Consider the following 11,688-nt stretch of genomic DNA (forward strand, 5'->3'; position numbering starts at 1 on the left):
AGCGACGTGCAGCTAGAGACCATGTACCAGGACGTGATCCTGGACCACTACAAGAACCCGCACGGGCGTGGCTTGCGCGAGGGTGACGCCGAGGTGCACCACGTCAATCCGACGTGCGGTGACGAGATCACGCTGCGCGTGCGGTACGACGGGGAGACCATCGCCGACATCAGCTACGAGACGCAGGGCTGCTCCATCAGCCAGGCCGCCGCCTCGGTGCTGAACGAACTGCTCGTGGGCAAGGATCTCGCCGAAGCGCGCAAGATCCAGGAGACGTTCCTGGAGCTGATGCAGTCCAAGGGGCAGCTCACTCCGGACGACGCCATGGAGGAGGTGCTGCAGGACGCGGTGGCCTTCGCCGGCGTGTCGAAGTACCCGGCGCGTGTGAAGTGTGCCCTGCTGAGCTGGATGGCATGGAAGGACGCCACCGCCCAGGCTCTGGGCGGCGCTGCCCGGAAGGAGGCGCTGTGAGCGAGACCACGACCACCACGCCCGCCAGCGAGGAGGAGATCCGGGAGGCGATGATGGACGTCGTCGACCCGGAGCTGGGCATCGACGTCGTGAACCTCGGGCTGATCTACGGCATCCACGTGGACGAGGACAACGTCGCCACGCTGGACATGACGCTGACGTCGGCGGCCTGTCCGCTGACGGACGTCATCGAGGACCAGGCCAGGACGGCGACCGAGGGCCTGGTGAAGGACCTGCGGATCAACTGGGTCTGGATGCCGCCGTGGGGTCCCGACAAGATCACTGACGAGGGGCGCGAGCAGCTGCGGGCGCTCGGCTTCAACGTCTGACCCACATCCGGCCGGCGCGCGGCGGTGCCCCGGTCCCTGTGCCGCACGGGGATCGGGGCACCGCCGTGTCGTTGCGGGGGTTCCGCGGCGCGGGGTCAGGCGTGGTCGACGAGCGCGGCGTGGCCCTGGGCGCGGGCGCAGTGGCCGCAGCAGTAGAAGCGGCCCTGCTCCGTCTCCATGCCGTGCCCGAGGATGCGGCAGCCGCAGTTCTCGCAGACGGGTGCCATCTTCTGGGCCGCGCATTCGAGGCTGTCGAAGACGTGCACGCTGCCGGCGGCGTGCACCTCGAACGACATCCGGTAGTCGTTGCCGCAGACCTCGCACTGTGCCATCGCTTCTCACTCCCTGAGCTGGGCTGCCGTCCAACGCCGCAAGGATGCGGGACCGCGGCGGGAGGCCACTCGTCGGCGCGCGGGCGGGTCACTCCGCCAGCGCCGTGTTATGGACGGTAGTCCATAACGTTGTGTACGCTCGTCCACATGGCCAATCTGACCCTCGCCGCCGCGATACTCGCCGAGATCGGCGGCACCACGTGCATGAAGTACAGCGACGGGTTCAGCAGGCTGTGGCCCTCGCTGGGCACCGTCGCCGGCTACCTGATCGCCTTCGCGATGCTGGCGCGGACGCTGAAGGACATGGAGGTCGGTACGGCCTACGCCATCTGGTCCGGGGCCGGCACGGCGCTCATCGCCGCCCTGGGCATGGCGGTCATGGGGGAGACCGCCTCCGCCGCGAAGATCCTGGGCGTGCTGCTCGTCATCGCCGGCGTCGTCGTCCTCAACCTCAGCGGTGCCCACTGATGGCCGGCCGCACCCGCCGCTACGACCCCGACCGCCGCGAGCGGCTCACCGAGGCGGCCGTGCGCGTCGTCGCCGAGCGCGGCGTCGCCGGCCTCACCCACCGGGCCGTCGCCGCCGAGGCCGGCGTGCCGCTGGGCTCGACGACCTACCACTTCTCCGGGCGCGACGAGCTGCTGGTCGCCGCGCTGGAGCGGGTCACCGGCCGGTGGCGGGAGCGCCTGGAGCGCTGGCTGGACGGCATGGACCCGGCCCGCCCGCCGGCCGAAGAGCTGGCGCGCTTCGTCGGTGAGTGCGTCGGCCCCGGCCGCGAGCGGACCCAGCTGGAGTACGAGCTGTACGTCGCCGCCCTCCGTCATCCGGCGGTGCGCCCGGTGGCCGCCCGCTGGTACGCCGAGACGGCGGAGCTGATCCGCCGCCGCCTTTCCGACGAGGCCACCGCCCGCGCCGTCGTCGCCCTCGCCGACGGGCTCACGCTCCAGCTGCTGGTGACCGGCGCGCCCTTCGACGCGGAGCAGGTCAGCGCCGCTTTCGCGCGGGTGCTGCCCGGCGGGGGAGCCAGTTCGCACGGCGGCGGCCGGACGGGTTAGCGTCTGGGGCATGACCGACGCACCCACCACCTCGCACTCCGGCGCGGTCGCCGCCGGGCTGGCCACCGTGACCGACGACGGGACCGTGCTCGACACCTGGTACCCGGCCCCGGAACTCACCGAGGACCCGGGCCCGGCGGGCACCGAGCGGCTGTCCCCGGAGCGCGCCGCCGAGCTGCTCGGACCGGACGCCTCCCGCGCGCTGGGGCCCGATCCCCGCCGCGGCGTCGAGGTCGTGGCGGTCCGCACGGTCATCGCGTCGCTGGACGACAAGCCCCAGGACGCCCACGACGTCTACCTGCGGCTTCACCTGCTCAGCCACCGTCTCGTCCGCCCGCACGGGCTCAACCTGGAGGGCGTTTTCGGCCTGCTGGCGAACGTCGCCTGGACGAGCCTGGGCCCGGTCACGCCGGAGAACGTCGGGCGGGCCCGGCTGGCTGCGCGCGCCGAGGGCCTCCCGTTCGCGGTGACGAGCGTGGACAAGTTCCCCCGCATGACCGACTACGTGGTCCCCTCCGGGGTGCGGATCGCCGACGCCGACCGCGTGCGGCTCGGCGCCCACCTGGCGACCGGCACCACCGTGATGCACGAGGGCTTCTGCAACTACAACGCGGGCACCCTCGGCATCTCGATGGTCGAGGGCCGCATCAGCGCGGGCGTCGTCGTCGGCGACGGCTCGGACATCGGGGGCGGCGCCTCCATCATGGGCACGCTCTCCGGCGGCGGGAAGGAAACCATCTCCATCGGGGAGCGCTGCCTGCTGGGCGCCCAGGCCGGCATCGGCATCTCGCTCGGCGACGACTGCGTCGTCGAGGCCGGGCTCTACGTCACGGCGGGCACCCGGGTCACGCTGCCCGACGGCAAGGTCGTCAAGGCCCTGGAGCTGTCCGGCGCCGACAACCTGCTGTACCGCCGCAACTCCACCACGGGCGTGGTCGAGGCGCTGCCCCGCACCGGCTCCTGGGGCGGGCTCAACGCCGAGCTGCACAGCCACAACTGAGAGGACGCCGCGCCCGTGCACGGCATAGCGACCGGGCTCGCCCTCCTGGGACGCGGACAGCTGTGGGTCCTGCGCAGACGGCGCTGGCTGGGGTTCGGGCTGCTCCCCGCGCTGATCACGCTCGTGATCTACGCGGGGGCGCTCGTCGCCCTGCTGCTCAACGCCGGTGACCTCGCCGCCTGGGCGACGCCGTTCGCCGACAACTGGGACGAGACCTGGCGCACGCTGCTGCGCACCGTGGTTGCCCTCGCCCTGACCGGCGGCGGCCTGGCACTGGCGGCGGTCACGTTCACCGCGGTCACGCTGCTGATCGGCGACCCCTTCTACGAAACGCTCTCCGAGCGCGTCGACGACTCCGAAGGGGGCGTGCCGGGCGGCCCGCCGCAGCTGCCGCTGTGGCGGCAGCTATGGCACTCCCTGCGCGACAGCTGCTCCCTGCTGCTGCGGATGGCGCTGGTGACGGTGCCGCTGTTCGTGCTCGGCTTCGTGCCGGTGCTCGGCCAGACCGTCATCCCGGTGCTGGGAGCCGCCGTCTCCGGGTTCTTCCTGGCGGCCGAGCTGACGTCGTTCGCCATGGAACGACGGGGCGTTGCCGTGCGGGAACGGCTGCGGCTGCTGCGCCGCCACCTCGGGGCCGCCCTCGGCTTCGGCGTGCCGCTGGTGCTGCTGTTCATGCTGCCGCTGGGAGCCGTGGTGCTGATGCCGGGGGCGGTCGCCGGCGCCACGATGCTCGCCCGGCACCTGACGGACCACGCGAGCACCGGCCGCGACGCCGCGCCTCCGCAGGCGCCGGCCGCCGCCCCGTAGCCGGGAGCCTGCCCGGCGTGCTACGCGCCCGCTTCGGCGCACCCGGTCACGGCCCGGCGCAGCGCCCCGGCCAGCCGCTCGGTCAGCGCCGCGTCCCCGTCGCGCAGCGGGCCGCGCACCGGGCCGCCCGGCAGGCCGGCCGCGCGGAACAGCGCCTTGACCGCGACCGCGCCGGGCACGCCCGTCATCGCCTCGACCAGCGGCAGCAGTGCGCCGTGCAGCCGGGCGGCCCGGGCGTGGTCGCCCGCCTCGAACGCGTCAAGCACCGCCCGCACCTGCGGGCCCGCCACGTTGGCCACCGTGGAGACGTATCCCCGCGCGCCCAGGGCGAACAGCGGCAGGTTCAGCTCGTCGGCGCCCGAGTAGCAGGCCAGGTCCGTGCCGGCCAGGACCAGCCCGGTCGTGAGCGGGTCACCGGCGGCGCCCTCGACGCCGGCGACGCGCGGGTGCGCGGCCAGCCGCCGCAGCGAACCGGCCGTCAGCGCCGGCCCGCTGCCGGCGCGGTGGGCGACGTCACGCACCAGCACCGGCAGGTCCGTGGCGTCGGCGACCGTGTGCAGATGGCGGACGACCTCCTCCTGGCCGAGGTGCGGGCAGCTCGGCGGCGCCACCAGCAGCCCTCGCGCGCCGGTCACGCGCGCCGCGCGCGCCAGCGCCACCGCGTGCCGGGTATCGCTGCCGCCGACGCCCGCCACCACCGTCGCGCGGTCGCCCACGGCCTGGACGACGGCGCGGACCAGCGCCGTCTTCTCCGCGTCCGTCGTCGTCGGCGACTCGCCCGCCGCGCCGTTCACCACCAGCGCGTCGCAGCCGCCCCGCCGCGTCAGGTGCGCGGCGAGCCGCTGAGCGCCCTCGGTGTCGAGGGCGCCGCTCGCGGTGAACGGAGTGATCATCGCGGCCGCGTGGCGGCCGAGGGGCATGTCCGGGTCGCTGCTCATGTCCGGCAGTCTCCCAGCCTGGCCCGCCTGGCGGACGGTCAGGGCGTGAAGCGCAGCACCTGCGGGTCGTGGTCGCTGGCCTGGCCGGCGAACTCGGCGTTCACGTGCACGATGTCGTAGTCGAAGCGGCGGATCGACGGCGACACCAGGGTCTGGTCGAGCACCTGGGAATTGCCCTCGAACACGTAGGTGTAGCGCTCGTCGGCCGGCAGCGCGTACGCGGCCGGGCGCAGCGCGCCGCCCGCCGTCAGCGCCCGCGTGGTGGCCGAGAACTCGAAGTCATTGACATCGCCGAGCACGACGACGTCCGCGTCGCGCTGGGCCCGCAGGATCTCCCCGACGAAGCCGCGCACCGCCTCGGCCTGCGCCAGCCGCTGCTCCTCGCTGGGGCGGGCCGGCGGCTGGTGGCGCCCGTACAGCGGCTCGTCCCCGCCCTTGGAGGCGAAGTGGACGGCGATCACGAAGACGGTCTCGCCGCGGAAGGTGAACTCGCCCGCCAGCGGCTTGCGGCTGTCCCGCCACGCCTCGTCGCCGGGCGCGACCCGGCCGGGGGAGACGCTCAGCGCCGCGCGGCCGTGCCGGCGCTCGACCTCGGTGGCAGTGGTGGCGTCGCCGCCGGGCCGGTCGGTGAACGAGACCCGGGCGGGGTTGAACAGGAAGGCGTTGCGGATGTTGCCGCCGGGCTGGCCGCCGTCCTGGCCGTCGACCGGGTCGATGACGCGCCACTCGTACCGGGGGCCGCCCGCCGCGGCGATGGCCTCGGTGAGCAGGCGCAGCGTCTCGCCGGCGGCGACGGTGCCGTCGTCCTCGGGGCCGCTGTTGTCCTGGATCTCCTCCAGGGCGACGATGTCGGGCGACGCAAGGTGGTCCACCACCCCGGCGGCCAGCCGCGCGAACTTCTCCGGGTCGTCGCCCGGGTGAAGGTTCTCCACGTTGTAAGTGGCGACGGCCAGTTCGTCGCGGCGCTGCGGCCGGGTCGCCTCGGGCGCCAGGCCCCCGGCGGTCACCTCGCCCAGCTCGCGGGCCGCGAGCAGATAGCCTCCGAAGCCGTCGTAGTCCAGCGGCCCGGATGTGACGCCGGTCAGCACGTCGCCCACGTTCGCCACCGGAAACGGGTGTTCGGCTACCGGCGTCAGCGACTCGATCTTCAGCCGCGCCGGATTGGGGGAGTGGTAGGAGCCGTACACCGTGCCGCCGCGCGCCGACGGGTTCTCGTCCGGGTCCACGGTCACCCACAGCTCGTGGTACTCGGTGCTGGGACCGACCACGCGGGCATCGGCGACCGCGGTGTTCATGCCCTCCAGCGACTCGTACAGGTCGAGTGCCCAGACGCCGGGGCGCAGCGTGCGGTCCTCGATCGAGCCGCCGCGCGCCGGATCGCCCGGCGGCGCGTACGCATCGGGCACCGCGTCCGCCGTCAGCATCACCGGCTCGGGCAGCGGGTTGCCCGTGGACAGGACGGTCACCGCGGGCGAGGACAGCTGCGTGACCGACTGGCCGCCCGCCTCCTCGCCGCCGTCGTAGTACTCGGTGACGGTGCCCGCGACGCTCACCTCGTCGCCCGGCTCCACGCCCGGCGCCGACCCGGTGTACACGAACAGGCCCTCGCTGGTCCGCCGGTCGCCGTCGCCCACCGGGTCCTGCATCCAGAAGCCGCGCGCGCCGTAGTCCCGCACGCCCGTGACGATGCCCGTGACGCCGCTGACGCGCTGCCCCGCGAGCGGTGATATACGGGTGTGGCCCTGGATGTCGTGGATGCGCACGGCGCCGGCACCCGGGCCGGCCCCGTCCCCGGCGGCGGCCGGCGACGGGGGCAGCAGGGCACAGGCCAGGCCGGCGGCGAGCACACCGGTCAGCACGGCGCCCGCGGGGCGGGAACGGGCCGTCAGTCTCACAGGTTCCTCCGGAAGTGAGCGGGCGGGGAAGCGGCAGATCGCTACGCGCGTCAACCTTTCGGATTGTCCGGCGCCTGTCAACGCCCTCGTCGGCCGCCGGCAGCCGGCTTTCCGGCGACGGCCCCCGTCCTCCCGGGCGGCCGACGGGCCGTCAGCTGGGTCAACTAGGCTGGGCCACCCGGCCCCGCGCACCACGCGGAGCCCCGTTTCTTCCAGCCGAGGAGCGCCATCAGATGCCCGCCGAGGACCGCCCCGCCCTGCCGCCCGTGCGCCTTCCCGCCGAGGACGAGCTGGCCCGCGAGGCGCTCGCCGCACCGCTCCTCGGCCATGCCCTGGCCCTCGCCCGCTGGATCGGCCCCGGCGTTCCGGTGGCCGCCGACGGCCTGCCGTCCGGCGGCCGGGTGCGCGAGGCGGCCGCCCGGCTGGGGCTGGCGTCCGGCCCCGGCGGCCCGGAGGCGGACACCGCCAGCCCCGAGGTGGTCGACGCCTGGTGTTTCGCCGTCAACGCGGGACTGATCGACATACCGGACGCGGCGGGGGAGACCGGGGACGAGACCGCCTCGCCCGGCGAGGCCCTGGCCCGGCTGGAGGAGGGCAAGCCGGCCGACGTGCTGGCCGCGTGGCGCGAGGGACTCGACGGCGTACTCGCCGACGCGGCGGCGGCCGCGCTGGACGAGACGGCGGAGCCCGGCGACCCCGGCGACGGGGAGCCGGACGAGTTCGCCGGCGACGGCGGGCTGTCCTGGGAGCGGGGCGACGCCGCCGAGGCGCTCTCCCTGCTGGACTCCGCGCTCGGCACCCTGTACTTCTTCACCGCCTCCCACGAGGAGATCGCCGCGGGCGGCAGCGTCCCGCTGCCGGTGCTGGCCACGGCCGTGCTGGTGCCCGAGGGGCCCGAGCAGCTCACCGAGCACGACGTCGACGAGGTGGCCGCCCTGTCGGCCCTGCTGGACGAGCAGTTCCAGGTACTGGCCGGCACCGGCCTGGTCGCCTACGAGCCCGGGGACGGGGCGCTGGACGGCGGCGCGGACGTCCTGCCCGCGGACGACGACGCGCTCGGTGCCTTCGGGCGGGTGCGCCTGACCGCGCTGGGCCGCTACGGCGTGCGCGAGCGGATGCGGGAATCCGGCATCGAGGCGCCCCTGGTGGGCGACCTGCGTCACGCCGAGCCTTGCGAGCTGCTCACCGCGCTGCTCGGCCAGCCCGAAAGCACCGCCCGGGAGGAAGCCGGACTCTGGCTTGAGGGGCAGGACCCGCTCGCGGCGGCGCGCCGGCTGCTGGACGCCGCGCGCGGCACGGACGAGGCGGCGCCGGGGAGGCGGCTCGGCTGCCAGCTCGCGCTGTCACTGCTTGATGAGCGGGCCGAGCCGGCCGTCCGCGAGGTGCTGGCGGACCGGGAACTCGGCGGCCTGGCCCGCGTGTGGCTGGCCGAGCGCGGGGCGCGCAACGTGCCGGCGCCGAGTGAGGACACCGTCTTCTGGCTGACGATCGACACGATTGCCGCCCAGCTGAACGCGGGCAGGGACCGGGACGACGACGAGCTGCGTGAGCTGCTGACCGGCCTGACCAGCCAGCACAGCGGCTTCCTGGAACGGGCGTGGCGCTCGGACCACCCGGCCACATCCGCCGTGCTGGAGGCCATTGGCCGGCTCCACCCCGACCGCCAGGTCGCGAAGGAGGCCCGGAAGGCGGCGTTCAAGGCCCGCTCCCAGGGCTGAGGCGCGGGGAGCGGGGGACGGGGCAGCGGCACAAGGGGGCACGGAGCCCCCGCCGCCACCGATGAGTTCCCGCCGGGCGGCGAGTCGTGCAGGGTATGACTGCTTTCTCCAGCGAGACCCCGGCCCGGCCCGACCTGACGCCCGCCGCCCGCGGCCTGAGTGCGCTGCTCGACGGCGTGACCGAGTCCCAGCTCGACGCCCGTACTCCGTGCGAGGAGTACCGGGTGCGGGACCTGGTGGCGCACCTGCTGGGCCTGACAGTGGCGTTCCGCGACGCCGCCCGCAAGGAGCGGGGGCCGGGCACTGACCTCAGCCCCGACGACCCGGCCGCCCCTGTGCCCTCGCTGGCGGGCGACTGGCGCGGGCGGCTGCGCGGCCGCCTGGCGGAGGTCGCCGCCGCCTGGCGTGACCCGGCCGCCTGGGAGGGGACGACACGGGCGGGCGGGGTGACCATGCCCGGGGAGGTCGCGGGCCTGGTGGCGCTCAACGAACTCTTCCTCCACGGCTGGGACCTGGCGCGGGCTACGGGCCAGGCGTACCCCTGCTACGACGCCACGGCGCGGGCCTCCCTGGCGCTGATGTCACAGGACGCGGACGACGCCTCCCGCGAGGGCAGTGGCTTCGGCCCGGTGGTGGCGGTTCTTGAGGACGCCCCCCTGCTGGACCGGGCGCTGGGGATGAGCGGCCGCGATCCGGGCTGGAGGCCGTAGCGGCGTGCCCGGCGCCGGGCGGCTCGCGGGGCGCCCGGCGCCGAACAGGCATGGTGTCCTTGGCGGTTGACGCCCCTAACGGCCGTTGGGATACTCAGCGCGTCCGCAAGCGCTTACCCGTCGTATTGACGTGTGCATGACTACCTTGCCGTGGCGGGTGCCGTGCGGCAGACGCGCTTCGCCCGTCATGCTGAATCGATTCACCCTGCGTCTGCGGCGGCACGGCTGAGCGCTCGCACCAACCCCACACCACAGGAGTTCAGCGATGGGAACCAGAGCCGCAACGCCCATCTGGAAACGCCGGCCCGCCATGCTGCTCACCGGAGTCGTGGTGCTCGCCACCGCCGCCGCGCTGACCGCCCCGGCCACCGCCGCGCAAGAGAAGCCGCAGGGTGTCCCGCCCGGCCCGGTGGCGGGCGACGTCGGCACCCTCGCCTGCGGCGACGGCAGTTACGACGCCGAGGTCGTGCAGAACGGCGGCACCTGGACCGCCCCCGGCTACAGCGGTGACTCCCTGCTGGAGGCGATGCGCGCCGCCGTCGGCAGCCTGACGCCCAACCGCACCAGCATGGAGTCCGTCGTCGTCAGGGGCTCCGGCAGCGTGCCCGCCGAGCAGTCCCTCGACCTGCCCAGCTACACCTCGCTGGAGGTCTGCGGGACCCTTGAGGTCACCGGGTCGATGTCGGCCGGGCAGGCGCCGATCCGGATCCGGAACGCCGAGAACGTCGCGGTGCCGTACCTGGAGAACATGACCGGGGCACCGTACTTCGGGATCTTCGTCCAGAACGCCCACCACGTAAGCCTCGGCCAGATCACGATGGAGCTTTCCGGCGGCCTCGGCATCCGGATCGACAACCACGGCGACCGCAGCCAGCGCACCACCAACGTCAGCATCGACAGCGCCACCATCTCGGGCGCGGGCAGCCACGCGGTGGAGACCTACGGCGTGGACGGCTTCACCGCGGGCACCATCACCGCCACCAGCGTCGGCGAGTCCGGGCTGCTGCTGAACGACACGATCAACGCCGACATCGGCACGGTCAACGCCACGGACGCCGGCACCGGCACCGGCTACGCCGCGTTCCGCATGGCCAACCGCAACGGCCGGATCAACGACGGCTACCCGGCCAACATCCACGTCGGAGAGGTCATCGCCCGCGGCGGCGGCCGCGGCGTCTTCTGCGTCTCGGAGAGCGGCGGTGCCGTCATCGACCGGGTGGACCTCGCCGACACCGGCAACAACGCGATCCTCATCGAGAACTGCTACAACGTGACGATCGCGGCCAGCAGCGGCACCGTTTCGGGCGGCGGCGAGATCCGCCTGGCCGCGCGCGACGAGTTCGCCAACAACCGGGACATCACCCTGTCGAACCTCACGGTGATCAACTCGGCCATCACCGAGAACCCGTGCGGCGAGAACATCACGATCAGCAACATCATCTGGCAGAACAGCCAGGACAACACCTGCTGATCCCCCGGCCGGTCAGGGCCGCGGCACGGCCTGGCGGCGGCGGGCGGCGCCCGCCGCCGCTTCGGCGTGCGCGCAGCCGTCGTAGAAAGCCCTTACTTTTTTCTGTCCGAACCGTTGACGGGGCCCTCGAGCGGTCTTACCGTCATCGCACCCGGGCATCTCATACTCCGTATGTCATATACGAGATGCCGTACGCGAGCGCAGACTGCGAAGGCCCCCACGCATGAACGCACCCTTGTCCGGCGCCGCCCCGGTGCCCGTCCCCTCCCGGACGCAGTACGTCCTGGGGCACCTGACACGCGCCATTCTCACCGGTCAGCTGGCGCCCGGTTCGCCGCTGGTGGAGACCGAACTCGCCGCCGCCTTCGGGGTGTCCAAGACGCCGGTGCGCGAGGCGCTGAAGACCCTCGCCGGACGCGGGCTCGTGGTGATGAGCGCCTACAAGGGCGCCTCCGTGAGGACCGTGGACGCCGGCATGGCCCGCTCGGTCTACGACGTGAGGCTGCTGCTGGAGCCGGAGGCCCTGCGCCGGACCGTGGCCGCGGCCGCCGACCTGGCCCCCGCGCACGCCGCGCTCGAACGTGCCTCGGCCGCCGAGGACGCCGCTGAACGGTCGCTGGCGAACCGGGACTTCCACCGTGCCCTGTACCAGCCCTGCGGCAACCCGCTGCTGGCCCGGATGCTCGACGACCTGCGCGACCAGGCCGCCCTGGTGTCCTCCGTCGCCTGGCAGACCTCGCCCACCTGGCAACGCGAGGCCGACGAGCACGCCGCGATCCTCGCGCGCGCCGAGGAGGGCGACGCCGACGGAGCAGCACAGCTGCTCCGCGCGCACATCGAGGGCTTCGTACACCGGGCTTTCCCGACCGAGCACGACCGGAAGGAGCAGGGATGAGTGGGTTTGTGGTGGAGCGGTCTGCGCTGGCGGATGTGGTGGCGATTTTGGTGAGTCCGTTTGATGG

General features: G+C 73.8%; 13 protein-coding genes. 10 read left to right on the forward strand and 3 right to left on the reverse strand.

The window, feature by feature from the left end:
- Nucleotides 1-6 precede the first annotated feature (6 nt).
- Both sufU and JK356_RS20925 read left to right on the forward strand, forming a co-directional pair.
- On the forward strand, nt 7-471 hold the full coding sequence (gene sufU, locus JK356_RS20920; protein ID WP_201870245.1) for a Fe-S cluster assembly sulfur transfer protein SufU: 465 nt from the start codon (nt 7-9) through the stop codon (nt 469-471).
- Nucleotides 414-800: a metal-sulfur cluster assembly factor gene (locus JK356_RS20925; protein ID WP_201870246.1), complete on the forward strand. Its 387-nt coding sequence runs from the start codon at nt 414-416 to the stop codon at nt 798-800. Before sufU ends, JK356_RS20925 begins: the two co-directional genes overlap by 58 nt.
- A gap of 95 nt (nt 801-895) precedes the next feature.
- Here JK356_RS20925 and JK356_RS20930 read toward each other — a convergent pair whose 3' ends face one another.
- Nucleotides 896-1,132, reverse strand: a complete 237-nt coding sequence (locus tag JK356_RS20930; RefSeq protein ID WP_201870247.1) for a hypothetical protein — start codon at nt 1,130-1,132, stop codon at nt 896-898.
- Between the two features lie 147 nt (nt 1,133-1,279).
- Here JK356_RS20930 and JK356_RS20935 point away from each other — a divergent pair, with 147 nt between their 5' ends.
- Genes JK356_RS20935 through JK356_RS20950 form a run of 4 tightly spaced genes read left to right on the forward strand, consistent with a single transcriptional unit; the run spans nt 1,280 to nt 3,994 of the window.
- Nucleotides 1,280-1,600 (forward strand): multidrug efflux SMR transporter, encoded by a 321-nt coding sequence (locus JK356_RS20935; RefSeq protein ID WP_201870248.1) that lies wholly within the window; start codon nt 1,280-1,282, stop codon nt 1,598-1,600.
- Nucleotides 1,600-2,187 (forward strand): TetR/AcrR family transcriptional regulator, encoded by a 588-nt coding sequence (locus JK356_RS20940; protein WP_201870249.1) that lies wholly within the window; start codon nt 1,600-1,602, stop codon nt 2,185-2,187. Before JK356_RS20935 ends, JK356_RS20940 begins: the two co-directional genes overlap by 1 nt.
- Nucleotides 2,188-2,197: 10 nt before the next feature.
- A complete protein-coding gene (gene dapD, locus JK356_RS20945) occupies nt 2,198-3,187 on the forward strand; it encodes a 2,3,4,5-tetrahydropyridine-2,6-dicarboxylate N-succinyltransferase (RefSeq protein WP_201870250.1) in 990 nt (329 codons plus the stop codon).
- Between the two features lie 15 nt (nt 3,188-3,202).
- Nucleotides 3,203-3,994 (forward strand): EI24 domain-containing protein, encoded by a 792-nt coding sequence (locus JK356_RS20950; RefSeq protein WP_201870251.1) that lies wholly within the window; start codon nt 3,203-3,205, stop codon nt 3,992-3,994.
- A 20-nt stretch (nt 3,995-4,014) separates the two neighbouring features.
- Here JK356_RS20950 and JK356_RS20955 read toward each other — a convergent pair whose 3' ends face one another.
- Both JK356_RS20955 and JK356_RS20960 read right to left on the reverse strand, forming a co-directional pair.
- Complete coding sequence (locus JK356_RS20955) at nt 4,015-4,932, reverse strand: dihydrodipicolinate synthase family protein (protein WP_236671678.1); 918 nt, start codon at nt 4,930-4,932, stop codon at nt 4,015-4,017.
- A 38-nt stretch (nt 4,933-4,970) separates the two neighbouring features.
- The gene (locus tag JK356_RS20960) at nt 4,971-6,827 is read right to left on the reverse strand and encodes an endonuclease/exonuclease/phosphatase family protein (protein ID WP_307815818.1); all 1,857 of its coding nucleotides are present in this window, start codon (nt 6,825-6,827) and stop codon (nt 4,971-4,973) included.
- Between the two features lie 233 nt (nt 6,828-7,060).
- Here JK356_RS20960 and JK356_RS20965 point away from each other — a divergent pair, with 233 nt between their 5' ends.
- The 4 genes from JK356_RS20965 (at nt 7,061) to JK356_RS20980 (ending at nt 11,621) form a co-directional block, all read left to right on the forward strand.
- Complete coding sequence (locus JK356_RS20965; RefSeq protein ID WP_201870252.1) at nt 7,061-8,545, forward strand: hypothetical protein; 1,485 nt, start codon at nt 7,061-7,063, stop codon at nt 8,543-8,545.
- Between the two features lie 95 nt (nt 8,546-8,640).
- On the forward strand, nt 8,641-9,255 hold the full coding sequence (locus tag JK356_RS20970; protein WP_201870253.1) for a TIGR03086 family metal-binding protein: 615 nt from the start codon (nt 8,641-8,643) through the stop codon (nt 9,253-9,255).
- Between the two features lie 310 nt (nt 9,256-9,565).
- Nucleotides 9,566-10,726 carry a right-handed parallel beta-helix repeat-containing protein gene (locus JK356_RS20975; RefSeq protein WP_201870254.1) on the forward strand — a complete coding sequence of 387 codons (1,161 nt, stop codon included), beginning with the start codon at nt 9,566-9,568 and terminating at the stop codon, nt 10,724-10,726.
- Between the two features lie 223 nt (nt 10,727-10,949).
- Nucleotides 10,950-11,621, forward strand: coding sequence for a GntR family transcriptional regulator (locus JK356_RS20980; RefSeq protein WP_201870255.1), 672 nt, complete (start codon nt 10,950-10,952; stop codon nt 11,619-11,621).
- Nucleotides 11,622-11,688 lie beyond the last annotated feature (67 nt).

The organism is Streptomyces sp. 7-21 (genome assembly GCF_016741785.1).
Classification (GTDB): Bacteria; Actinomycetota; Actinomycetes; order Streptomycetales; family Streptomycetaceae; genus Streptomyces.